Genomic DNA, 23,845 nt, shown 5'->3' on the forward strand with positions numbered 1-23,845 from the left:
AGACAATCATCTCTTAAGTCTTGCCTAAACGGATTGGAGCAGCTGACACTCTATGTTGTTGATCATCGATAACTACGATTCTTTCACTTACAACCTCTACCAATACTTTTGCGAGCTTGGCGCTAGTGTAAAAGTCGTGCGTAACGATGAAATCGACATTCAAGGGATTGAAGCGTTGAACCCAACTCACTTAGTGATCTCACCTGGACCGTGTACGCCAAACGAGGCAGGTATCTCTCTACAAGCTATCGAATACTTCGCTGGTAAGCTTCCAATATTGGGTGTTTGCCTTGGTCATCAAGCGATAGCGCAAGTGTTTGGTGGGGAAGTCGTGCGCGCTCGACAAGTGATGCATGGGAAAACGTCACCTATTCGTCACAATGGTGGCAGTGTGTTTAAAAACCTGAATAACCCACTCACCGTAACCCGTTATCACTCTCTCGTGGTGAAAAACGGTACGTTACCCGATGTGTTTGAACTGACCGCATGGACTGAGCTGCCGGATGGAAGTATGGACGAAATCATGGGTTACCAACATAAAACTCTGCCAATTGACGCAGTGCAGTTTCACCCAGAATCGATCAAAACAGAGCAAGGTCACGAGTTGCTCGCGAACTTTTTAGCACGTAAAGCGATCTGATCGCGATCACTTTTCTTAACAAATCATTCATCTTTTTGCCGAGGTGAGTGGATTGCAAAACTATGCGGTTCATTCTGGCCTCTTTGTCTATTCATGTCTTTTTAAACCTTCTATCCCCTGTATTACATAACATTTATAAAAAATCGCTTCTCTATTTTACTTTCTTGATGCATAAATAGTCATAAGCAGTGATTAATGGAAGTTGCTTTCGAGAACGAAAAGAATAAATCACTATTGAAATGGTTAATTAAATGTAAATACAATGCCGCAATAGCTTAAATGCAAAACATTATTTGCTGGCAAAGAGAGCCGGTTAAATTCGCTTATCTGCTACGCATGCGGTATCAAGAAGGAATGTGCAATGACAACGGAAATTAAAGTAGAGCGCGGTTTATTCGATGAGGTAATGGTACCTTGCTATAACCCGATGGAAATGATCCCTGTTAAAGGTGAAGGTTCACGTGTTTGGGATCAGGAAGGTAATGAATACATCGACTTTGCTGGTGGTATTGCAGTGAGCTGTCTTGGCCATTGTCATCCAGTAATGGTAAACGCATTAACAGAGCAAGCTAACAAGCTGTGGCACTTAAGTAACGTGATGACGAACGAACCAGCACTTCGTCTGGCGAAAAAGCTAACAGAAGTGAGCTTTGCTGAGCGCGTATTCTTTGCTAACTCTGGCGCAGAAGCGAACGAAGCGGCACTTAAGCTGGCACGTCGTTACGCTGCTGACGTACATGGCGCTGAGAAATCAGAAATCATTGCATTCAAACAAGGCTTCCACGGTCGTACGTTCTTTACCGTAACGGTTGGTGGTCAAGCGGCTTACTCTGACGGTTTTGGTCCTAAGCCTGGAGACGTTACCCACTTACCTTACAATGATATCGAAGCACTACAGGCACACATGTCTGATCGCACATGTGCGGTGATGATGGAGCCGCTACAAGGTGAAGGCGGTATCGTGCCACCAACGCCTGAGTTTGCTCAAGCAGTACGTGAGCTGTGTGACAAACACAACGCGCTACTGATCTTCGATGAAGTGCAAACCGGTAATGGTCGTACAGGTAACTTCTACGCTTACCAAGGTTTAGGTATTACACCTGATATTCTAAGCACCGCGAAATCACTTGGTGGCGGTTTCCCAATCGGTGCAATGCTGACTACTGCAAAATTAGCAGAGCACATGAAAGTCGGTACGCACGGTTCAACATACGGCGGTAATCCACTCGCGTGTGCTGTAGCAGAAGCAGTTGTGAACGAAGTTACTAAGCCTGAAGTGTTGGCTGGTGTGCTAGAACGCGAAGCGATGTTCCGCGAAGGTCTAGAGAAGATCAACGCGAAGTACAACATCTTCTCAGAAGTTCGTGGTCAAGGCCTATTGCTTGGCGCTGCACTGAATGAAGAATGGCAAGGCCGCGCACGTGATGTTCTCGTCGCTGCAGGCAAACAAGGTCTAATGGTATTGGTTGCGGGTGCCAATGTCGTACGTTTCACACCATCACTCGTTATCACACAACAAGAAATTGAAGAAGGCTTGGCGAAACTGGATAAAGCGATCGCGACTTTAGTTTAATCGCGATATCAGTTTCAACGTCAACGCAGACACCCCCGTCAAGGATCTCTGATGGGGGAATTGTTCCTACAATATAGTTAGGATCTTCTTGCATCTGGAGGGAGTATTGATGCTAGTAGTTCGCCCTATCGCGATGTCGGATTATGACGCGCTGCACACTTGTGCGGTGGAGTCTGGTCACGGATTTACATCTCTACCGGTTAACGAAGAACTGTTAACCAATCGAATCAAACACTCAGAGTACAGCTTTGGTAAGCCAGATGTGGCAGAACCAGGTGATGAAGGCTACCTGATGGTCGGCTTTGACTCTGAAACGGGTGAGGTTGCGGGTACCACCGGAATCGAAGCATCTATCGGCTGGGATGTCCCATTTTACTCGTATCACATTAGTAAAGTGGTGCACTCGTCACCAAAGCTTGGCGTCAATAATGTCGTCAAACTGCTTACTTTTGGTAATAACTACACGGGTAACAGCGAAATTTGTACCTTGTTCTTGCGTGAGAAATTCCGCCAAGGTCTGAATGGTCGTCTAATGTCGAAGTGTCGTTTCCTCATGATGGCTGAGCACCCAGAGCGTTTCTCTGAAACGATCTTTGCGGAGATGCGTGGTGTTTCAGACGACGAAGGCAACTCGCCGTTCTGGCAATGGTTACAAGAGCATTTCTTCTCCATCGATTTCACGCTTGCGGATTACCTCACAGGTATCGGCAAGAAAGGCTTTATTGCTGACTTAATGCCGAAGCTGCCTATTTACATCAACCTGTTGAGTCCAGAAGCGCAAGCCGTGATTGGTCAAGTGCATGACAATACTCGCCCAGCATTAAAGCTGCTTGAGCGTGAAGGCTTCACTAACCGTGGCTACGTGGATATTTTCGATGCGGGTCCAACCGTTGAATGTGACTTACGCAATATTGAATCGGTACGTCACTCGTTCCGTGCGCAAGTGAAAATTGCACAACATAGCAGTACGCAAGACTTCTTGATGTGCAACTCATCGTTCGAAAACTTCCGCGCAGCAGTCACCAAAGCGGCGTATGACCCTGAAACACAAAGCGTCATGATCGCACCAGACGTTGCGGATGCACTTTTGGTTGAGGAAGGGGATTTTGTTCGCCTTCTTCCGCAGTAACAGACGACAGAATTTAAGGATAGAAACAATGACACATTGGATTGCAGGTGAATGGGTACAAGGTCAGGGTGAAGCATTTACGTCTCTGTCGCCTTACAACCAAGAAGTGATCTGGCAAGGCAACGGTGCAACGGCAGAGCAGGTGAATCAAGCGGTATCTGCAGCGCGTGAAGCGTTTATTGACTGGAAAAAACGCCCATTTGCAGAGCGTGAAGCGATCGTGTTGGCTTTTGCTGAGAAAGTAAAAGAGAACAGCGAGAAAATCGCCGAAGTTATTGCCAAAGAAACTGGTAAGCCAATTTGGGAAACGCGCACTGAAGCAGCGGCAATGGCAGGTAAAATTGCAATCTCTATTCGTGCTTACCATGACCGCACCGGTGAAGCGAGCCGTGAAGCGGCGGGCAACCAAATTGTGTTGCGTCATCGTCCACTGGGCGTGATGGCGGTATTTGGCCCATATAACTTCCCTGGTCACCTACCAAATGGTCACATTGTGCCTGCGTTACTAGCGGGTAACACCGTTGTGTTCAAGCCATCCGAGCAAACGCCTTGGACTGGCGAGCTAGCTATGAAACTTTGGGAAGAAGCAGGTCTGCCGAAAGGCGTGATCAACCTTGTCCAAGGTGCGAAAGAAACCGGTATTGCGCTTGCTGATGCGAAAGGCATTGATGGCGTACTGTTCACGGGCAGCGCGAACACAGGGCATGTATTGCACCGTCAATTTGCGGGTCAACCTGGCAAGATGTTAGCACTAGAAATGGGTGGTAATAACCCGATGGTGATCTCTGATAAATACGGTGATTTGGATGCCACGGTGTACACCATCATCCAGTCAGCGTTTATCAGTGCTGGTCAACGTTGTACGTGTGCTCGTCGTTTGTACGTGCCATTGGGTGAGAAAGGTGATGCGCTCATCACGAAACTGGTTGAAGCGACGAAGAATATTCGCGTAGACCAACCATTTGCAGAGCCTGCGCCATTTATGGGGCCGCAAATCTCCGTTGCCGCAGCCAAGTTCATTCTCGATGCACAAGCGAACCTTCAATCACTTGGTGGTGAAAGCTTGATTGAAGCTAAAGCAGGAGAGGCGGCGTTTGTTTCTCCGGGCATTATTGATGTAACGAACATTGCTGAGCTACCAGATGAAGAGTACTTCGGTCCACTTCTGCAAGTGGTGCGTTACGAAGGGCTAGAAAAAGCCGTAGAACTGGCGAACGACACGCGCTTTGGTCTCTCTGCTGGTTTAGTTTCAACTGACGACCAAGAATGGGAATACTTCGTTGACCATATTCGTGCAGGGATCGTGAACCGTAACCGCCAGCTCACTGGTGCAAGTGGTGATGCGCCATTTGGTGGTCCTGGTGCGTCAGGTAACCTACGTCCAAGCGCTTATTACGCAGCAGACTACTGTGCGTACCCGATGGCATCAATGGAAGGTCAAGAGACTATCTTGCCTGCAACATTAAGCCCAGGTGTGGCGCTATAAGTTTTAATAACAGAGTCGCAACCATGTATTGCGGCTCACCTTGCCGGCGAATCATTTAGGTATGGGTTGTAGTGATCGTTGGCAGAACACGGAAAGTGAGCAAAGACTCGGAAAAGCGTGTTGACTGACTGGCATTTACCGTCACAGGTTGATGGCTGCTCGTTCATTATTCTGGACAACTTTTCGTTGTGAACGAGCAGTCAACTTCCGCTTACCTTTTAACTCTACATCTCGTAACAAGGAGTCGTTATGACGCCCGATGTGTTATTTGAATCGCTATGGCAAGATTACATTCAACGTCTTTGCCCTTCTGCTGCGAAAGTACATCAGCTGCTTCAAGAAGATGAGCCTCTGATTAATGATCATATAGCTTTACGTACCTTCAATATTGCGCCTCTTGGTATCGAAACCTTAGCTAAACCATTTGTAGCCATTGGCTATCAGGCATGTGGTGACTACGTTTTCGAAAGTAAAAAGCTGGTTGCTAAACACTATGAGCACCCTGATCCGAAGCAACCTAAAGTCTTTATTAGTGAGCTAAAAGTTGAGGAGTGTTCACCTGAGCTGCAAGAGATTGTGAAAAAGCTGGTGGCACAAGTCGATGCAGGCAAGCTGAACGATAGCGCATTCTTACATGGTGGACGCTTGTGGGATTTAAGCTTTGCTGACTACCAAACGTTGGCTAAAGAAAGTGAGTATGCATCTTGGTTGGCTGCGCATGGTTACGGCGCAAACCACTTCACGGTGAGCGTTAACCAGCTCAATGAATACGAAGAAGTGAAGCAAGTAAACGATCACTTACGTACGGCCGGATTTACCATTAATGAAAACGGCGGGGAAGTGAAGGGCACTCCTGAGGTGCTGCTAGAACAATCATCGACCATGGCGGATAAAGTGGCGGTTCGCTTTAGCGAAGGCACTGAAATTATCCCTGGTGGCTTTTACGAGTTTGCTAAGCGCTACCCGATGGAAAACGGTGAGCTGTACCCAGGTTTTGTGGCGGCTTCAGCGGACAAAATCTTTGAAAGTACGAATGGCTAACTTTTAGGGTGAACCTTTCGGCTAACCAACTTGCTCATTAGTCTTTTGTTGCTCTGAGCTTAATGTGGTTACAAGACAAATAAAAAGCCACCAATGKCGMCATTGGTGGCTTTTATAATTTTGTTCGCGTCACTCTGGTTTGAGATTAACGAGTACCGTAAACCACGATAGTTTTACCGTGCGCAGAGATTAAGTTCTGCTCTTCTAACATTTTCAAGATACGACCTACTGTCTCACGAGAACAGCCAACGATTTGACCGATTTCTTGACGAGTGATCTTGATTTGCATGCCGTCTGGGTGAGTCATTGCGTCTGGTTGTTTTGCAAGGTTCAGAAGCGTCTGAGCGATACGACCAGTTACGTCTAGGAACGCCAGGTCACCCACTTTTTGGCTAGTTACTTGAAGACGACGAGCCATCTGCGCAGAAAGGCGCATTAGGATGTCTGGGTTTACTTGGATAAGCTGACGGAATTTCTTGAAAGAAATTTCAGCAACTTCACAAGGAGATTTAGCACGAACCCAAGCTGTGCGCTCTTGGTCTTCCTCGAATAGACCAAGTTCACCAATAAAGTCTCCTTGGTTTAGGTAAGAAAGGATCATCTCCTTACCTTCTTCGTCTTTGATAAGAACCGCAACAGAACCTTTAACGATGTAGTACAAAGTTTCTGCCTTTTCGCCCGCGTGAATTAGCGTGCTCTTTGAAGGGTACTTATGAATATGACAGTGTGAAAGAAACCACTCTAATGTTGGGTCGGTTTGAGGTTTACCTAGAACCATAATATCTCACTTCCTCTGCAGGGTACGCTTGCGCTATCCATATTTTAGCTAAGCCTGAATTAGGCCTACTAGAATAAGAGCACTTTTTATATGCTGCAAGCTCTCTTGTGTTTCGGTAAGAAATAGTATCCTTTTTCGAAAACGATTTCTTGATTTTAATCGTGCCATGATTGAGATTTTGTAAGCAAAACTGTGCACATGATCACGGTATGAAAAGTAAACATCTTCGCAGGCAGGTTTTTAGCCAATTTTCCCTGTTTCGATGAGCTGTTGTAGGATAGGCCGAACTATGAGCTCCATTGCAAAGCTCATCTTACCGCCTGGCACGACAATCGTGTTGTGGCGTGACATGAATGAGCCATCAATCATAGCCAGGAGATATGGGAAGTCGACTTTCTTTATCCCACGCAAGCGAATCACGACAAAGCTCTCATCCAGGCTTGGGATACCTTTCGCGTTAAGTGGGTTGGAGGTATCGACCGTTGGGACGCGCTGAAAGTTAATATGAGTGCGAGAAAATTGTGGCGTGATGTAGTTAAGATAATCGTCCATCGAGCGCACGATAGAATCCATTACTGCTTCTCGTGAATGACCGCGGTCACGAGTATCACGCACAAACTTTTGGATCCACTCTAAGTTTACGATTGGTACCATACCAATCAAGAAATCCACATGCTGCGCGACATTAACATCGCCATCCACAACACCGCCGTGCAAGCCTTCATAGAAGAGAACGTCACTGTTCTCCGGTAAGTCTTGCCACGGTGTGAAGGTACCAGGCATTTGATTATAAGGTACGGCCTCGTCAAAGGTGTGTAGGTAGCGACGTACGCTGCCTGCGCCATCGTGACCATATTTACGGAAAAACTCTTCCAATCCTGGAAAGTCATTAGCTTGAGGGCCAAAGTAGCTAATGTGTCGACCTTGCTCGCGCGCTTTACGGATTTCTATATCCATTTCAGGGCGAGTAAAGCGATGGAAGCTGTCGCCTTCAACCCATGCGGGTTTAACGTTCATCATATTGAACATCTTACGGAAGGCTTCAGATGTAGTGGTCGTGCCGGCACCGGATGAACCAGTAACCGCAATAATTGGGTGTTTAGCTGACATGACAAACCTTGTCGAAAATTACTTACCTGTAATGTGCAGTAGGCTGCTACTGCACGGTCGATAACCCACTATAGCACGTAACAATGCCTTGTCATTGAGTGGGGTACGGTAAAATGTGAAGGGTCTAAAATTTTGTTTTTACCTGAATATCGACGGTTTCGTGCAGTTCAGAGAATACGATAACCGCTTCGCCTTTTTCTAATTGAGTTTTTACTTGATCCACTTTGTCTTGCAAAGAAACCTCGACGGTTCCGTAATCCGTGCCTTCACGTAAGACGAATTCACGAATTAAGTTTTCCAATGTTTCTGGCGCAATGTCTTGCCATGGAATGATCATAAATACCTCGAACTTTTATGATGAGCGGCTAGTTTACTGCTTTCGCTGCTTGGATACAGCAGAAAGGTAATCTGCGGCAATACTTTCGTAATACGCTGGCAGCGCTTCTTCCAACCAAAATTTCGGCTTGAGCGCTGAACCTGTAAGGAAACCAACATGCCCACCGTGCTCAAAGAGACGGTAATCAATATTATCTGGCAGAACAAATTTCGGGATCACATCGTCGGTCATGAATGGATCGTCTTTGGCGTGAATGATCAGTGTCGGTAGCGTGATCTGTTGTAATTTACTTAAGCCAGAACATTGATCGTAATAATCTTGTGCGTCTTTAAAACCGTGCAGTGGTGCCGTGATCAAATCATCGAATTCATACAATCGTGTGACACGTTTTATTGAGTTGTAGGACAAAGCGAGCTCGCCATGCAACAAGTGATGTTTTTGCAACGCGTTGCGTTTGAGTGAAGAGAGTAGGTAACGGCGATACACTTTCGAAAAGCCTTGTTCAATACGGTTTGCACACGCTGCTAGGTCTAAAGGCGCTGAGATAATGGTCGCCGCATTCAAAATGGGGTGGTCTTTGTATTGGGCTAAATAATTCGCCAACATGTTACCGCCAAGAGAAATACCAACCGCAACTTTGGGGTTATCAGGAAAGCGTTGCTCAAGGTGCTCTAAGAAGTGGCGGGCGTCAGTCACTTCACCAGAATGATAGGCGCGAGCTTTCTTGTTTGGCTTACCGCTACAACCGCGGAAATGCATCATCACCGACAGCCATCCGGATTGAGCAAATGCATTCATTAGGCCATTGGCGTAAGGGCTATAGAAGCAGCCTTCTAGTCCATGAAATAAAACAAAAATCGGCTTTTTTTGCGCAGGTTCTTGGGTTGGGTCCTCGCTCCATGCGAGATCGAGAAAATCGCCATCGGATGTATCGAGGGTTTGCCAAATCGGCGTAAACAACGCTTTTTTGCGAATAAAACGCGGTAAAAGCGTTTGAAGATGCGGGTTTTTGATCCCGGCTGCTGCGAAAAATTGTGTCATACCTAACTGCTCTTATGCGGTTCTTCGGTGTCAGTTGAAGAACTTATTAATATAATCCTTTATAAAGATTATAGGTATTCTACAGATTTATGGGCGTTTTGGTGGGTGAATGTTTGGCACCGGAATAGCAAAGGCCTGTTGCAAATGCTCACCACCAAGTTGACGACAGTATCTCAGCGTGAGTGGGGCGCCATCATTTTTGACCAGCGTGAGCGAGTTAATGCAGTTCACCAAATCCGCTTGTTGTTGCTTTTCTAGTTGCAGCTCAAACTGCAAGGTTTCACGATATAAAGCGTCATTGACTTGAGACTTAAGATGGCGACGTAAGTCGCGAAAAGAGTGCAGTAAGGTTTCGCTTCGGCCCAGACAGCTTTGTACCAGAGGCCAGTCTTTTTCTTGGAAAATGAGTTGCTGCTCATCGAGCCATCTGAGCAGCAGGAGTAGGTTCACGTTGCCGTGATAATTGTTCTGTAATGATAAACACGCTTCTTTCACTTCTCGCACACCATAAAATTGCAGACTGAACTGCCAAAGGTGTTCTAGGGTGAGTGTGTATTCAGCGTGTTGATTACTCATTGATTAAACTCTAGCTCCATCTGCTCCAGTTCTTCCTGAGCAGACATCCATTCCATTTCAATTTCTTCGAGCTCTGCCTTACTAGAAGCTTGAAGAGCCAGCACTTGGTTAAGTTTAGCTTTATTTTCGGCTTCATACAGTGAGTTATCTGCCAATTGTTCTTCAGCTTCGGCCAGTGCAGCACCTAACTTATCCATTTTATTTTCTAATTGTGTCAGCGTTTTGCGAATTGGCGCCGTCTGCTTACGAAATTCTGCATCGCGACGTTTCTGCTCTTTTTTCGCTGCCGCGCTGTTGGCGCTATCTTTGGCTGGCTGTGCGGCTTGTGCTTCTTTGCGTTCCGCTCTTTGTTGCTCGGTTAACCACTTGTAGTAGTCGTTTAAGTCACCATCGAACGGCGCAACTTGACGATCGTGCACCAAGTACAAGTCATCGGTTGTAGCACGCAATAGGTAACGGTCGTGCGAAACAATCACCATTGCACCTTCGAACGTTTGCAGGGCCATCGTCAATGCCTGACGCATGTCCAAATCCAAGTGGTTGGTTGGTTCATCAAGTAGCAACAGGTTTGGCTTTTGCCACACAATTAAGGCCAGCACTAAACGGGCTTTTTCACCACCCGAAAACGGCGCGACTTTCTCCAGTGCTTTGTCGCCTTGGAAGCCAAAGCTGCCCAGGTAATCACGTAGCTGTTGTTCGGTTTGATCCGGCGCGATCTGCATCATGTGTTGCAGCGGCGTTTCCTCTGGGTGCAGCGTTTCTAATTGATGCTGAGCAAAGTAACCTATTTTTACGCCTTGTGAGTAAGTCAGATCGCCACCTTGCGCGTTAAGCTCACCAGAGAGTAATTTGATTAAGGTCGATTTACCCGCGCCATTACGGCCGAGCAGACCAATGCGACTGCCAGGAACCAAGTTCAAGCGGATCTTCTCTAAGATCAGGTTGTCACCGTAGCCTGCCGATACTTCATCCATCATCATGATTGGGTTTGGCAGCGCCGCGGGCTCACGGAATTGGAAGCTAAATGGGTTATCGAATTGAGCGGGTAACACTTTCTCCATGCGCTCCAAAGCTTTAATACGGCTTTGAGCCTGGCGTGCTTTAGAAGCTTTATAACGGAAACGGTCGATGTAGCTTTGCATGTGCGACATCTGTTTCTGTTGCTTCTCGAACATCGCTTGCTGCAGCACCATTTTTTGCGCTCGTTGGTTTTCGAACGACGAATAGTTACCCGTGTATTCGTTCAATTGTTGGTTTTCGATGTGAATAATACGGCCAACAATGGGGTCAAGGAAGTCACGGTCGTGCGAGATCAGGATCAGTGTGCCTGGGTAGTTTTGTAGCCAACGTTCAAGCCACATCACCGCGTCTAAGTCCAAGTGGTTGGTTGGCTCATCGAGTAGCAATAAGTCAGAACGGCACAATAGCGCTTGAGCTAAGTTAAGGCGCATACGCCAACCACCTGAGAATTGAGTCAAACTCCAACTCATTTGCTCTTGGCTGAAACCTAAACCGTCGAGCAATTCTGCCGCGCGAGCGCGAATGCTATAACCGCCGATGGTTTCAATTTTACCGTGGATCTCGGCAACCAAGGTGCCGTTGTCTTGTGCTTCCGCTTCAGCCAACTGCTTTTCGAGCGCTCGGTACTCGCGATCACCATCGATGACGTATTCCAGTGCAGTGCGCTCTAGCGCAGGCGTTTCCTGTGCGACCCAGGCCAACTCCCAATGTTGAGGTTGGCTAAATGAGCCTGCATCAATCGACAGTTCATCTTTCAGCAATGCAAATAGCGTTGATTTACCGCAGCCGTTTTTGCCCACAAGACCGACTTTATCGCCAGGATGGATAGTCGCTGAAGCTTGTTCTAAAAGAGGTTTACCGCCACGCAGTAACTGAATATCAGAGAAGGTAATCATAAAGTTTTCATTCACTTTGCGCAGTGCGCGTTGCTTGGTTACATCGCGAAGTGGTTTCAATCGTTTTTAAAGCCACTTGGGTATATATCTTGCGGTGAATAGTAGGGGTATTGGCCGGAAAAGTCGATTGATTCGCTTTAATTGCATTATGCTGTACAAAAAAGTATAACAATTTGATAACGGATAAAAATAACCACAAGGACGACCATTTGGCTGTTGCACCGTCTATTCTCCCAAGAGTTCTGGTCATTTATGCTCATCCAGAGCCACATAACTCGATTGCTAATCAAGTGATGATTAAAAAAGCTCAGTCGCTTGAGCACGTCACTGTGCACGATCTTTACGGTGTTTACCCTGACTTCTTTATTGATGTGAATTATGAACATGAGTTGTTGCTCATGCATGATGTGATCGTGTTTCATCACCCGCTTTATATGTATTCATGCCCAGCCCTGTTAAAAGAGTGGTTGGACCGAGTGCTGGGCAAAGGTTTTGCTTTTGGCGGAGGTTCGGCGCTGGAGGGAAAATACTGGCGCAGTGTGATTACAACGGGGGGGAAAGAAGAGGCCTTTAGCGCGAAGGGGTACAACAAATATCCATTAGAGCAAATCTTACAACCGTTTGAACTGACGGCCGCCTTGTGTCAAATGCACTGGATTGAACCTTTGGTGTTGTATTGGTCGCGTAATGTCTCGGATATTGAGCGGTATGAGCACGCCGAATTGTATCGTCGGTGGTTGAACAACCCACTTGAAAACTGGGAAGCAACAGACCAAGGAGGTCAGTATGGCGATAACCAGTGAGTTTCTTCAAAGTAGCGTGGTCTTTCTCTCGGCTGCGGTTATTGCGGTACCGATTGCTCAGCGTCTCGGACTTGGCTCGGTTTTAGGTTATTTACTTGCCGGTGTGTTGATTGGCCCTTGGGGTCTTGGCTTAATCAGTGATGTTGATGCTATTTTGCACTTTGCTGAACTTGGGGTCGTGTTGTTACTGTTCTTGATCGGCCTTGAACTAAATCCTAAAAAACTGTGGCAAATGCGAGGACCGATTCTAGGTTTAGGCGGCGCGCAGGTGGTGGTGACGACCGCCGTGCTAGGCAGTGTCGTCAGTATGTTCGGCGTAAGCATGCAAGTGAGTTTGGTGATTGGGATGGGGTTGGCGCTGTCCTCAACGGCAATTGCTCTAAAAGTGATTGAAGAGCAAGGGCTCAATGGCACCGAAACGGGTCAGTCTGGTTTTGCGGTATTGCTCTTTCAAGATATTGCAGTGATCCCAATGTTGGCAATGTTGCCCTTGCTTGCTGGCGGGCAGAGTGGCGGTAGTTGGGTGGATGTCTTCACGGTATTAGGCAGTGTGGTGGCCCTGTTGATTGGTGGTCATTTCTTATTGCGTCCACTATTTCGTTTTGTTGTGATGAGCGGCGTTCGTGAGCTCTTTACCGTCGCCGCATTGTTGGTCGTGCTTGGGATTTCTGTCGTCATGCAAAAGCTCGGGCTTTCTATGGCTCTAGGGACTTTCTTAGCCGGCGTTCTGCTGGCCGAGAGTGAATATCGGCATGAATTGGAAATCGCTATCGAGCCGTTTAAAGGTTTGTTGTTGGGGTTGTTCTTCATCGCGGTTGGTATGGCGGTAAATTTGGGGTTATTGGCATTACACCCTTTAGAGATTCTGGGCGCGGTGGTGGCTTTGGTGGTGGTTAAGGGCTTGGTTTTGTATGCATTGGCGAGAGCTGCCCGTGTCGGAGCCAAAGCGAGAAGCCGTATGGCCGCGATTTTAAGCCAAGGTGGTGAGTTTGCCTTTGTCATATTTACCGCAGCGAGCCAAGAGGGCATTTTATCCAAAGAGCAAGTAGCGTTTTTGTTGGTGGTGGTCAGTTTATCCATGGTGACGACACCACTTTTGCTGATGGGACAAAAAAAATGGTTTGCTCATACCCTGAATCAAGAAGAAGAGGGCATGACCACGAAAGTAGTGGATCGCCGGCCACGCGTTATCATTGCAGGCTTTGGACGTTTCGGTCAGATCGTCGGACGTTTAATGTATGCCAATAAAATCAAAGTGACGGTATTAGAAAGTGATGCCAGCCAAATCCACCTACTGCGCAAGTATGGTTACAAAGTGTTTTATGGTGATGCTACCCAAATTGATCTTTTGCGGGCTGCTGGCGCAGATAAAGCAGAAGCATTGGTCATTTGTACCGATTCACCTGATGAGGTGATGGCCATCGTTGATATCTGCCGCGTGCACTTCCCGAAACTTAAGTTGCTAGCCCGAGCAAGAAGCCGTGTCGAGGCGTATCAGTTAATGAGCCACGGTGTCGAGAATTACTCTCGTGAAACATTTTTAGGGGCATTGGATCTCGGTCGCCAAGCGCTCGTAGAACTTGGTATGCACCCATATCAAGCAAAGCGGGCAGAAGCACATTTTCGTAAGTTAGATAATGCTATGCTTAAGGACTTATTGCCTCAGCACAATGAAGATAAGAAATTGGCTCAGAGAGCGAAAGAGGCACGCAAAGAGCTAGAAGAAATTTTTGGTCGTGAGATGGAGAGCGACCATCAGTCACCTAATCATTGGAAGTAGTACTTGAGCCAAGACTCAAGCTAAGGAAATAGCGTGAAAATCAAGAAACGTTTTATTGCCGGCGCTAGCTGCCCAAATTGCAGCCAGCAAGATACCCTGCGCTGGTGGATTGAAAATAATATCGAGTTAGTTGAGTGTGTCGAGTGTGAGTTTACTGAGCAGCGTAAACCGCAATCTGTAGAGAAAAATAAACACTCAGATCAGGAAATGATCGGAATTTTTAAGCCGGAATAATTGAACTTCGATAATTGATCCCCATAATACACCCAGATATCTCAGTACTTAACCCCATTCAGGTTAAGTCAATTAATCTCCCTGGAGTTAGTATGAAAATTGAAAAGAACGTTGTTGCAAGCCTTGCATACAAAGTAATGATGGAAGACGGTGTCGTTGTTGATCAATCAACAGCAGAAGCGCCTCTAGATTACCTTCACGGTCACAACAACCTAATCACTGGTCTTGAAAAAGAGCTTGAAGGTAAAGTGGCTGGCGACAAGTTCTCAGTAACGGTAGCTCCTGAAGAAGCTTACGGTGAGCACAACGATGCGCTAGTACAACGCGTTCCTGCGGACGTATTCCAAGGCGTTGACCAAATCGAAGTGGGCATGCGCTTCCTGGCTGACACTGACCAAGGTCCAATCCCTGTAGAAGTAACAGAAGTTGATGGCAACGAAGTGGTTGTTGACGGTAACCATATGCTAGCTGGTCAAACACTAACTTTCGAAGTAGAAGTTATGTCTACACGTGAAGCAACAGCAGAAGAGATCGAACACGGTCATATCCATCAAGCTGGTGGTTGTGGTCATGACCATGATCACGACGATGAAGGCTGCTGTGGCGGCGGTAGCTGTGGTTCTCACTAATCACAAGCTCCTTCACTAGATAGTCTTATCTAGTAAAGCTTTGCAAAGCGCAAGTTGAGGTTTCAACTTGCGCTTTTTGTTTATCTAAGGTGTAGTGCATAGAAGAAAAGAACAACTTATGGGAAAAGCGATGACGAAACCTTTCTCGATTGCGATTCATGGTGGCGCAGGCACCATTTTACGTGAACAGATGAGCAATGAACTTCAGCAATCCATCTTGGCTGATTTGGAAGCGTCGGTAAAAGCTGGCTATCAAATTCTAGAGAAAGGCGGCGACGCTTTGGATGCGGTTGTTGCTGCAGTAAAAGTATTGGAAGACTCGCCTAACTTTAATGCGGGTAAAGGCTCGGTGCTGACCAACAACGAAATGGTAGAAATGGATGCCTCTGTCATGGATGGTCGAAACCAAGCCGCAGGCGCGGTCGCTGGTGTTCGTCATATCAAGAATCCAATTGAGCTCGCTCGTGACGTAATGCGAAACAGCAATCACGTGTTGTTGGTGGGTGAGGGCGCAGAGAAGTTTGCTTTTGAACAAGGCCATGAGTATACCGAACAGGATTACTTCTTTACTGATCGCCGTTATGAGCAGTTGCTGTCTATGCGTGAGAAAGGGCTGTTTGCTTTGTCGGAATCTCGCTACCCAGATGATCGTAAACATGGCACCGTCGGAGCCGTAGCGTTGGACCAACAAGGCAACTTAGCCGCTGCAACCAGCACGGGTGGCGTAACGAATAAGCAATACAATCGAGTTGGGGATTCGGCTTTGATAGGCTGCGGCACGGTGGCCGAAAATGGCGTCGTCGCGGTTTCGACTACGGGTGTCGGTGAGTTTTTTATCCGTAAACGTGTCGCAGAAGACGTCGCCGCGCGGATGCGTTATTTACAAGAAGATGTTCATACTGCTTGTGAGCATATTATTCAGGGGGAACTGAAAGAGATGGGCGGCGAAGGCGGTTTAATCGCAATTGACGCGCAAGGTGAGCTGCACTTTGCGATGAACAGCTCTGGTATGTACCGAGCTGGCATCAACACTCAAGGCGAGTTGAGCGTCAAAATCTACGCTGACGAATAGCCTCCTCTTGAGCAACCTTCTTAAGTAATCAATACAACAAAGCCCAGAACRYGTTCTGGGCTTTGTGCTATTTGAGCCTGCATTTTAATAATGCGGTGGTGGGGTTTCTTCTGACGGATCGGCTAAATTCGACGAGTCCATATTTTTTACTTTACCTACCACATATTTCATCTGATCGAGCATCTTGGTAATTTGCAGTTGCTGCTGCGATAAGGCGCCGTTCAGATCTTCAATAGTCTGTTCTTGGAACGCAAGCTGACATTCTAAGTCATTAATGCGAGCTTCCAATTGCTGAATAAGTTTTTCTGTCATGATCCGTTCTCTAACTGCCAAGCTTGGGCAATACCTGCTGAAGTAGCAGTAATTACGCGTTGTTTTGAATCAAAGGCTGCATCATACACGACCGCACGGGGAGGGCGAGTGTCTTTTTTTGGCTCAACCTCAAATCCATCAATCCGTTTTCCGGTTTGAGTATCCCATATTGAAACGCGGCCAGAAGGCGTTCCTGTCACTAACTGAGTTCCGTCATCAGAAAACCGCGCAGTAGAGAAGATCAATTGGCGCGACCAACTGCTCAACTGTGCGACCTCTTGTCCAGTTTTTAAATCCCAAATTACCGCTTGGTTTCCGCCATCGGATGTCATTGCTAACTTGCCATCTCGTTGCAGGGCAACACGAACAACCCGTTGTTCATGTTCGAAGGTCCGCAGCACTTGTCCGGTTTCGGTGTCCCACAAATACGCTTTGTAGTCATTACCACCAGTCAGTGCGAATCGGCCATTAGGAGAAATGGCGACGGAATTGACTTTTTCACGATGAGCAAGGAACTCCAAGCGACGTCCGGTGACTAAGTTGACGTAAATTGCTTTACCGTTGGATAACCCGAGCAGAACTTGCTCACCGTTACTGGTGATATCAACGTCGCGAATGAGCGCATCAGAAATAGACCAAAGGCCTTCGGATTGCGTCCAACCTAAGTCCCAAACTGCGAAGTTCATTTGGCTTGCTGTGACTGCATAGCGACCATTGTCTGAGATACGAATATGGGATACCACGTTGGCATCGGCATCGAGCTCACCCAGGTTGGCTAGTTGTTCATTTTGCTCTAGGTCCCACAACATCAAATGGTGTTGCTGAGAATAGAGCAGAGCAAATCGTCCATCTCTGCTAAGTGCGAAGCTCGTCGCACCCTGAGGCTCTATCGGCCAACGGTGCACTTCACGCTCGGCGAAAAAGCAACCATTTAACGTGGTGATGACAATTAAATATAGGAATAAATGAGAAATTCTTTGCATCACATCTAATAATCCGGTTTGTGTCTTAAGACATATAGCTAGTATATTGGTATAACGATTGTCTTCACTAGTCTCATAGAAGATTTGTGCACAACAACCAATGGCAAAGCCATTATTGGGAGAATTTAATGAAATCAGTTTTAAAAGTGTCGCTACTTGCTGCAACAGTTATGCTAGCGGTAGGTTGTCAGAAAGAAGAAACTAAAACAGAAGCCGCACCTCAAGCAGAACAAGTTCAAGCAGAAACCGGTAAAGCGGTTCACTTTAAAACCGACGACGATAAAGCGGCATACGCAATCGGTGTTTCATTTGCTAATTACCTAAGCACAAGCATCGACAAGCCAAGCGAAATCGGCATTAATCTTAACAAAGACTTGGTACTAAAAGGTATCGAAGACGTTTTCAAAGGCAATGCTGAATTGAATGAAGAAGAAACACGTGCAGCACTAGAATCTCTAGATAAGCGTGTTGCTGAAAAGATGCAAGCACAAGCGGCTGAGAAAGCCGCTGAAGCAAAAAAAGCTGGCGATGATTTCCGTGCTGAGTTCGAGAAGCAAGAAGGCGTAGTGAAGACAGATACAGGTCTTCTATACCAAGTTATTACTCCTGCTGAAGGTGAGAAGCCAAAAGACACTGATACGGTTCAAGTACACTACAAAGGTACGCTAATCGATGGTACGCAATTTGATAGCTCTTACGATCGTGGTGAACCTGCAACATTCCCACTTAACCGTGTAATCCCAGGTTGGACAGAAGGTGTTCAGCTAATGCCTGTGGGTTCTAAATTCAAATTCGTTATCCCGCCAGAGCTAGCATACGGTGATCAAGACACACCAAGCATTCCTGCTAACTCAACGCTAGTATTTGAAGTTGAGCTGCTAAAAGTCGAGAACGACAACGCAGAGCAATAACAATAAGCCGCGATAAGTTATTGAAAAAGGTCCGTTTAACGGGCCTTTTTTGTTCTAGGTCACTAGTTGGTGAGTTTGCTAGGTTGATTTTCAAATTTTCTGATAAACTTACACCAATTTGTTGATTTTTCGCTCGAAGGCTTATGACAACTACAGAAACAATAAACGCGGAGATGTTGCTCGAAATGGAATCCGTTAACGTGATGCCGTTTACCGAGCACGACAAAATCATTTTAAGATCTTATGAGGCGGTCGTTGATGGTATCGCCAGCCTGATAGGTCCCTTTTGTGAAATCGTTCTTCACTCGCTAGAAGACTTAAATACCTCTGCAATTAAAATCGCTAATGGTGAAAACACGGGTCGCCAAGTCGGCTCACCGATCACTGATTTAGCGCTTAAAATGCTAAAAGACATCGAAGGCTCGGAGCGCAACTTCTCACGTTCGTACTTTACCCGTGCAAAAGGTGGCGTGTTGATGAAGTCGATCACTGTTGCCATTCGTAATGGTGAAAATCGCGTGATTGGTTTGTTGTGTATCAACGTCAACTTGGACGCGCCCTTCTCGCAAGTCCTTCAATCTTTCATGCCAACGCAAGAAGCAAAAGAAGCGGCTTCCTCGGTTAACTTTGCTAGTGACGTAGAAGAGCTGGTGGACCAAACTGTTGAACGCACCATCGAAGAGATCAATGCGGATAAATCCGTATCGAACAACACCAAGAATCGCCAAATCGTGATGGAATTGTACGACAAAGGCATCTTCGATATTAAAGATGCCATCAACCGCGTTGCAGATCGTCTTAACATTTCAAAACACACCGTCTACTTATACATTCGTCAACGTAAAACCGAGGACGATGAAAAGTGAGTAAACTGACTTACACGTTGGTGGTGAATGGTCCTGTTTACGGTAGCCAGTCAGCGCGCAGTGCTTATCAGTTCGCCAAGGCGGTGATTGAGCAAGGCCATCAGTTAGTGAGCGTTTTCTTTTATCAAGAGGGCGTGACCAATGGTACTGCTTTGAGTGTGCCTGCCAACGACGAATTTGATCTCAATAAGGCATGGCAATCTTTGGCAAAAGAGCATGGTGTTCGTCTAGAAACTTGTGTTGCTGCGGCTTTGCGTCGTGGGATCGTAAGTGAAGAAGAAGCGAATCAACATGGTTTGGTCCAGAGCAATCTAGCGGAAGGTTTTGAGCAAGCCGGCTTAGGTAGCTTAGCCGAAGCGATGTTAACCCAAGACAGAGTGGTACAGTTTTGAGTCAGCTAACTTATCTATTTCGTAGCGCACCGCATGGCAGTGCGGCTGGTCGTGAAGGTGTGGATGCACTGTTAGCCGCGTCGGCTTACTGTGAAGATATCAGCGTCATTTTCATGGGAGATGGGGTTTACCAGCTTCTACTAGGACAAGAACCGAGTAAGATCTTGAGCAAAGATTATGCGCCGATGCTGAAGCTTTTCGATTTATACGATATCGAACAAGTCTTTGTGTGCTCAGAGTCATTAGCTCAGCGAGGTTTGGCTCAAGCGGACTTAGTCATTGAAGCTCAAGCGTTAAGCTCAGAGCAGCTCAAAGATAAGTTGCAACACGCTGGCAAGCTACTGTCGTTCTGAGGAAGTTATGCTACATATTATAAAAACGGTCTCCGCTCTAGAAGACGCCATGCCCTTATGCAGTGCACAGGATGACATCTTACTTATAGAAGATGCCGTGTACGCTGCTAACTCGCAGCATAAAGCGTTCTCCCACCTAAAAAACCGCAGTGTATTTGTGCTAGAGAGCGATATTCACGCTCGCGGTATTGCGAATCGTATCAGTCCATCACTGACGATCGTGAATTACTCAGGCTTCGTTGAGCTCACAGTTAAACAGGATAAATCGCTTACTTGGGATTGAACGTGATTTACTGTCGCTAAAGCTTTACGGATGAATTGTCCTAATTGAACAAAAAAGATCCGTATATTTCTTGACACACCTCTCACTGCTGCATAGAATTTTGCGTCCCTAACTGCAATGGTAGTTGGGGATAGATTTTTCACAAAGCTTACTTTCAAGTAAATCAGGAGCTAGTTAATGGCAACTATTAACCAGTTGGTACGTAAGCCTCGTGCAAAGCAAGTTGTTAAAAGCAACGTGCCTGCACTAGAAGCGTGCCCACAAAAACGTGGTGTATGTACTCGTGTTTACACTACTACACCTAAAAAACCTAACTCAGCACTTCGTAAAGTTTGTCGTGTACGTCTGACAAACGGCTTCGAAGTTACATCGTACATCGGCGGTGAAGGTCACAACCTTCAAGAGCACAGTGTTGTACTAATCCGTGGCGGTCGTGTAAAAGACCTTCCGGGTGTACGTTACCACACTGTTCGCGGTGCACTTGACTGTGCTGGCGTTAACGACCGTAAACAAGGTCGTTCTAAGTACGGTGTGAAGCGTCCTAAGTCTTAATGGATTCCGTTAAGTAAGGCCAAACACTAAATTATTTTTAATTTTTTGAAAAAACTGAAAAGTTTTGGATAAAACCTGAAGAAGACAACGGAGATAAATCCATGCCACGTCGTCGCGTCATTGGTCAGCGTAAGATCCTTCCAGATCCAAAATTCAAATCTGAATTGCTGGCAAAATTCGTTAACATCCTAATGGTTGACGGTAAAAAATCTACTGCAGAGAAAATCGTTTACACTGCACTAGATGCTATGGCTGAAAAGTCTGGTAAAGACCACTTAGCTATTTTTGAAGAAGCTCTTGAAAACGTACGCCCTGCGGTAGAGGTTAAATCTCGCCGTGTTGGTGGTTCAACTTACCAAGTACCTGTAGAAGTACGTCCGGTTCGCCGTAACGCACTTGCTATGCGTTGGTTGGTTGAAGCTGCGCGCAAGCGTGGTGAAAAATCTATGGCTCAACGCCTAGCAGCTGAAATGCTAGACGCGTCTGAGAACAAAGGTACTGCGGTTAAGAAACGTGAAGACGTTCACCGCATGGCTGACGCAAACAAAGCGTTCGCTCATTACCGCTGGTAATACCTTCTGTGCTGCGAGGTTCTCTCGCAGCACTTTTCTATACTCTAAGGTACACCTTAGTAAGAGGATACAATCGTGGCTCGTAAAACTCCTATTGAGCGCTACCGTAATATCGGTATCTGTGCTCACGTAGATGCAGGAAAAACAACCACAACTGAGCGTATTCTGTTCTACACTGGCCTTTCTCACAAAATCGGCGAAGTTCACGATGGTGCTGCAACCATGGACTGGATGGAGCAGGAGCAGGAACGTGGTATCACTATCACATCCGCTGCGACTACTACATTCTGGCGTGGTATGGAAGCACAGTTCCCTGAGCATCGCGTAAACATCATTGATACCCCTGGACACGTTGACTTTACTATCGAAGTAGAGCGTTCTCTTCGTGTACTTGATGGTGCTGTGGTTGTGTTCTGTGGCTCATCTGGTGTTGAACCTCAGTCTGAAACTGTATGGCGTCAAGCAGACAAATACCACGTTCCACGTTTGGTATTTGTAAACAAGATGGACCGTGCGGGCGCAGACTTCCTACGCGTTGTGGACCAAATTAAAAATCGTCTTGGTGCGAACCCTGTTCCAATCCAACTGAACGTTGGTGCAGAAGATGAGTTCAGAGGTGTCATCGACCTTATCAAGATGAAGATGATCAACTGGAATGAAGCCGATCAAGGCACTTCGTTTACTTACGAAGACATCCCAGCTGACATGATCGAACTTGCTGAAGAGTGGCGCAACCACATGGTTGAATCCGCTGCTGAAGCTAGCGAAGAGCTGATGGACAAGTACCTTGAAGAAGGTGAATTGACTGAAGCTGAGCTCAAACAAGCTCTACGTACTCGTACACTAAACAACGAAATCGTACTGGCCACTTGTGGTAGTGCGTTTAAGAACAAAGGTGTTCAAGCGGTACTAGATGCTGTGATCGAGTTCTTGCCATCGCCAGTTGACGTACCTGCAATTAAAGGTGTTGACGAAAGAGAAAATGAAGTTGAGCGTCACGCTGACGACAACGAACCATTCTCTGCGCTAGCATTTAAGATCGCGACTGACCCATTCGTGGGTACGCTAACGTTCATGCGTGTTTACTCTGGTGTAGTAAACTCCGGCGACGCTGTTTACAACTCTGTAAAAGAGAAGAAAGAGCGTTTCGGTCGTATCGTTCAGATGCATGCGAATAAGCGTGAAGAAGTGAAAGAAGTTCGCGCTGGTGATATCGCTGCTGCTATCGGTCTGAAAGACGTAACAACAGGTGACACACTGTGTGATCAGAACCACAAAGTGATTCTAGAGCGCATGGAGTTCCCTGAACCAGTTATTCAGATTGCTGTAGAACCTCGTTCTAAGGCAGACCAAGAGAAAATGGCTATCGCGCTAGGTAAACTGGCTGCGGAAGATCCATCATTCCGCGTGGAAACGGACGACGAATCAGGTCAGACTCTGATCTCAGGTATGGGTGAACTTCACCTAGACATTATCGTTGATCGTATGAAGCGTGAATTCAGCGTTGATTGTAACGTTGGTAAACCTCAGGTTGCTTACCGTGAAACCATTCGTGGTAAAGCGGAAGTTGAAGGTAAGTTTGTTCGTCAATCAGGTGGTCGTGGTCAATACGGTCATGTGTGGGTCAAACTTGAGCCTTCTGAACCTGGCGAAGGTTTCGTATTCGTAGACGAAATCGTGGGTGGTGTGATTCCTAAGGAATACATCAGTTCGGTATCGAAAGGTATCGAGGAACAAATGAATAGTGGTGTTCTAGCGGGTTACCCTGTACTAGATATTAAAGCTACACTATTTGATGGTTCTTACCACGATGTAGACTCAAGCGAGATGGCGTTTAAGATCGCTGGCTCGATGGCATTCAAGAAAGGTGCACTAGAAGCACAACCTGTGATTCTAGAACCAATGATGAATGTCGAAGTAACCACTCCGGAAGACTGGATGGGTGACGTTGTTGGTGACCTAAACCGTCGTCGCGGTATCATTGAAGGCATGGACGAAGGTGTGGCTGGTCTTAAGATCATCCGTGCTCAAGTACCACTATCTGAAATGTTCGGTTACGCAACTGATCTACGTTCTGCAACTCAAGGCCGTGCGTCTTACTCTATGGAGTTTCACGAGTACGCTGAAGTGCCGAAAAACTTCGCAGATAAAATTATTGCAGAGCGTGGTTACTAATTGACGATTGAACTACAAAAAGTTTACGACTTTTTGCGAGATCAGGGCGTCCAAATATTGCGCTAACGGGCGTTGGCGCATAAAATAACAATTTCTGGCGCGTCGTCGATCAATAATGATCACGACGAATCATAACTAGGAAGGAACACGATCGTGTCTAAAGAAAAATTTGAACGTACGAAACCGCACGTTAACGTTGGTACTATCGGCCACGTTGACCACGGTAAAACAACTCTAACTGCAGCTATCTGTACTACTCTTGCTAAAGTTTACGGCGGTGTAGCTAAAGACTTCGCATCTA

The 23,845-nt window shown here is 46.6% G+C and carries 27 protein-coding genes; 19 read left to right on the plus strand and 8 right to left on the minus strand.

Annotated features, from left to right (window positions below):
• Positions 1 to 52: 52 nt before the first annotated feature.
• The 5 genes from R2S67_RS21160 to R2S67_RS21180 all read left to right on the plus strand — a co-directional run bounded on the left by R2S67_RS21160 (position 53) and on the right by R2S67_RS21180 (position 5,869).
• Positions 53 to 640, plus strand: coding sequence for an aminodeoxychorismate/anthranilate synthase component II (locus R2S67_RS21160; protein WP_134648354.1), 588 nt, complete (start codon positions 53 to 55; stop codon positions 638 to 640).
• A 361-nt stretch (positions 641 to 1,001) separates the two neighbouring features.
• A complete protein-coding gene (locus R2S67_RS21165) occupies positions 1,002 to 2,213 on the plus strand; it encodes an aspartate aminotransferase family protein (RefSeq protein WP_005397689.1) in 1,212 nt (403 codons plus the stop codon).
• Positions 2,214 to 2,322: 109 nt separating this feature from the next.
• Positions 2,323 to 3,342, plus strand: a complete 1,020-nt coding sequence (gene astA, locus R2S67_RS21170) for an arginine N-succinyltransferase (RefSeq protein WP_085344615.1) — start codon at positions 2,323 to 2,325, stop codon at positions 3,340 to 3,342.
• 28 nt (positions 3,343 to 3,370) lie between these two features.
• Positions 3,371 to 4,828 (plus strand): succinylglutamate-semialdehyde dehydrogenase, encoded by a 1,458-nt coding sequence (gene astD / locus R2S67_RS21175; protein WP_005397684.1) that lies wholly within the window; start codon positions 3,371 to 3,373, stop codon positions 4,826 to 4,828.
• A 249-nt stretch (positions 4,829 to 5,077) separates the two neighbouring features.
• Positions 5,078 to 5,869, plus strand: a complete 792-nt coding sequence (locus R2S67_RS21180; protein WP_005397681.1) for a DUF1338 domain-containing protein — start codon at positions 5,078 to 5,080, stop codon at positions 5,867 to 5,869.
• A gap of 145 nt (positions 5,870 to 6,014) precedes the next feature.
• On the opposite strand, the gene crp is transcribed toward R2S67_RS21180, so the two are convergent.
• From crp to R2S67_RS21210, 6 genes are all read right to left on the minus strand, one after another.
• The gene (gene crp, locus R2S67_RS21185) at positions 6,015 to 6,647 is read right to left on the minus strand and encodes a cAMP-activated global transcriptional regulator CRP (RefSeq protein ID WP_005381432.1); all 633 of its coding nucleotides are present in this window, start codon (positions 6,645 to 6,647) and stop codon (positions 6,015 to 6,017) included.
• A gap of 240 nt (positions 6,648 to 6,887) precedes the next feature.
• Positions 6,888 to 7,757 (minus strand): phosphoribulokinase, encoded by an 870-nt coding sequence (locus tag R2S67_RS21190; RefSeq protein WP_005397679.1) that lies wholly within the window; start codon positions 7,755 to 7,757, stop codon positions 6,888 to 6,890.
• A gap of 124 nt (positions 7,758 to 7,881) precedes the next feature.
• Entirely contained in the window at positions 7,882 to 8,094 is a 213-nt protein-coding gene (locus tag R2S67_RS21195; RefSeq protein ID WP_005397677.1) for a YheU family protein, read from the minus strand.
• 33 nt (positions 8,095 to 8,127) lie between these two features.
• Complete coding sequence (locus tag R2S67_RS21200) at positions 8,128 to 9,135, minus strand: hydrolase (RefSeq protein ID WP_046874535.1); 1,008 nt, start codon at positions 9,133 to 9,135, stop codon at positions 8,128 to 8,130.
• Between the two features lie 87 nt (positions 9,136 to 9,222).
• Entirely contained in the window at positions 9,223 to 9,711 is a 489-nt protein-coding gene (locus tag R2S67_RS21205; protein WP_005397673.1) for a TIGR02444 family protein, read from the minus strand.
• Positions 9,708 to 11,627: an ABC transporter ATP-binding protein gene (locus tag R2S67_RS21210; RefSeq protein ID WP_114324009.1), complete on the minus strand. Its 1,920-nt coding sequence runs from the start codon at positions 11,625 to 11,627 to the stop codon at positions 9,708 to 9,710. Before R2S67_RS21210 ends, R2S67_RS21205 begins: the two co-directional genes overlap by 4 nt.
• A 209-nt stretch (positions 11,628 to 11,836) precedes the next feature.
• Between R2S67_RS21210 and kefG the strand changes: the two genes are divergently transcribed.
• The 5 genes from kefG to R2S67_RS21235 all read left to right on the plus strand — a co-directional run bounded on the left by kefG (position 11,837) and on the right by R2S67_RS21235 (position 16,145).
• On the plus strand, positions 11,837 to 12,430 hold the full coding sequence (gene kefG, locus R2S67_RS21215) for a glutathione-regulated potassium-efflux system ancillary protein KefG (protein WP_317346974.1): 594 nt from the start codon (positions 11,837 to 11,839) through the stop codon (positions 12,428 to 12,430).
• Complete coding sequence (kefB, locus tag R2S67_RS21220; protein WP_114324008.1) at positions 12,414 to 14,210, plus strand: glutathione-regulated potassium-efflux system protein KefB; 1,797 nt, start codon at positions 12,414 to 12,416, stop codon at positions 14,208 to 14,210. Before kefG ends, kefB begins: the two co-directional genes overlap by 17 nt.
• 33 nt (positions 14,211 to 14,243) lie before the next feature.
• The gene (locus R2S67_RS21225; protein WP_005381449.1) at positions 14,244 to 14,444 is read left to right on the plus strand and encodes a YheV family putative zinc ribbon protein; all 201 of its coding nucleotides are present in this window, start codon (positions 14,244 to 14,246) and stop codon (positions 14,442 to 14,444) included.
• A 92-nt stretch (positions 14,445 to 14,536) separates the two neighbouring features.
• Complete coding sequence (gene slyD / locus R2S67_RS21230; RefSeq protein WP_005397664.1) at positions 14,537 to 15,073, plus strand: peptidylprolyl isomerase; 537 nt, start codon at positions 14,537 to 14,539, stop codon at positions 15,071 to 15,073.
• 130 nt (positions 15,074 to 15,203) lie between these two features.
• Complete coding sequence (locus R2S67_RS21235) at positions 15,204 to 16,145, plus strand: isoaspartyl peptidase/L-asparaginase family protein (protein WP_041853012.1); 942 nt, start codon at positions 15,204 to 15,206, stop codon at positions 16,143 to 16,145.
• Positions 16,146 to 16,229: 84 nt separating this feature from the next.
• Here R2S67_RS21235 and R2S67_RS21240 read toward each other — a convergent pair whose 3' ends face one another.
• Both R2S67_RS21240 and R2S67_RS21245 read right to left on the minus strand, forming a co-directional pair.
• On the minus strand, positions 16,230 to 16,457 hold the full coding sequence (locus tag R2S67_RS21240) for a SlyX family protein (RefSeq protein ID WP_005438375.1): 228 nt from the start codon (positions 16,455 to 16,457) through the stop codon (positions 16,230 to 16,232).
• Positions 16,454 to 17,440, minus strand: a complete 987-nt coding sequence (locus R2S67_RS21245) for a hypothetical protein (protein WP_317346989.1) — start codon at positions 17,438 to 17,440, stop codon at positions 16,454 to 16,456. Before R2S67_RS21245 ends, R2S67_RS21240 begins: the two co-directional genes overlap by 4 nt.
• A gap of 128 nt (positions 17,441 to 17,568) precedes the next feature.
• Here R2S67_RS21245 and fkpA point away from each other — a divergent pair, with 128 nt between their 5' ends.
• From fkpA to R2S67_RS21290, 9 genes are all read left to right on the plus strand, one after another.
• Positions 17,569 to 18,351, plus strand: coding sequence for an FKBP-type peptidyl-prolyl cis-trans isomerase (gene fkpA, locus R2S67_RS21250; RefSeq protein ID WP_005397659.1), 783 nt, complete (start codon positions 17,569 to 17,571; stop codon positions 18,349 to 18,351).
• 143 nt (positions 18,352 to 18,494) lie between these two features.
• Positions 18,495 to 19,217 (plus strand): transcriptional regulator, encoded by a 723-nt coding sequence (locus tag R2S67_RS21255; RefSeq protein ID WP_031780643.1) that lies wholly within the window; start codon positions 18,495 to 18,497, stop codon positions 19,215 to 19,217.
• On the plus strand, positions 19,214 to 19,609 hold the full coding sequence (gene tusD, locus R2S67_RS21260; protein ID WP_046874531.1) for a sulfurtransferase complex subunit TusD: 396 nt from the start codon (positions 19,214 to 19,216) through the stop codon (positions 19,607 to 19,609). The genes R2S67_RS21255 and tusD overlap by 4 nt, the downstream gene beginning before the upstream one ends.
• The gene (gene tusC / locus R2S67_RS21265) at positions 19,606 to 19,962 is read left to right on the plus strand and encodes a sulfurtransferase complex subunit TusC (protein WP_005397648.1); all 357 of its coding nucleotides are present in this window, start codon (positions 19,606 to 19,608) and stop codon (positions 19,960 to 19,962) included. The genes tusD and tusC overlap by 4 nt, the downstream gene beginning before the upstream one ends.
• Before the next feature lie 7 nt (positions 19,963 to 19,969).
• Complete coding sequence (gene tusB, locus R2S67_RS21270) at positions 19,970 to 20,245, plus strand: sulfurtransferase complex subunit TusB (RefSeq protein ID WP_041852883.1); 276 nt, start codon at positions 19,970 to 19,972, stop codon at positions 20,243 to 20,245.
• A 177-nt stretch (positions 20,246 to 20,422) separates the two neighbouring features.
• Positions 20,423 to 20,797, plus strand: coding sequence for a 30S ribosomal protein S12 (rpsL, locus tag R2S67_RS21275; protein ID WP_004399892.1), 375 nt, complete (start codon positions 20,423 to 20,425; stop codon positions 20,795 to 20,797).
• Positions 20,798 to 20,898: 101 nt separating this feature from the next.
• Complete coding sequence (gene rpsG, locus R2S67_RS21280) at positions 20,899 to 21,369, plus strand: 30S ribosomal protein S7 (protein WP_005382796.1); 471 nt, start codon at positions 20,899 to 20,901, stop codon at positions 21,367 to 21,369.
• Between the two features lie 75 nt (positions 21,370 to 21,444).
• On the plus strand, positions 21,445 to 23,544 hold the full coding sequence (gene fusA, locus R2S67_RS21285; RefSeq protein WP_005397643.1) for an elongation factor G: 2,100 nt from the start codon (positions 21,445 to 21,447) through the stop codon (positions 23,542 to 23,544).
• A 153-nt stretch (positions 23,545 to 23,697) separates the two neighbouring features.
• The coding region (locus R2S67_RS21290; RefSeq protein ID WP_238382785.1) for a GTP-binding protein at positions 23,698 to 23,845 on the plus strand (148 nt) is incomplete at its 3' end.

The organism is Vibrio sp. T13N (assembly GCF_032970445.1).
GTDB classification, from domain to species: domain Bacteria; phylum Pseudomonadota; class Gammaproteobacteria; order Enterobacterales; family Vibrionaceae; genus Vibrio; species Vibrio diabolicus.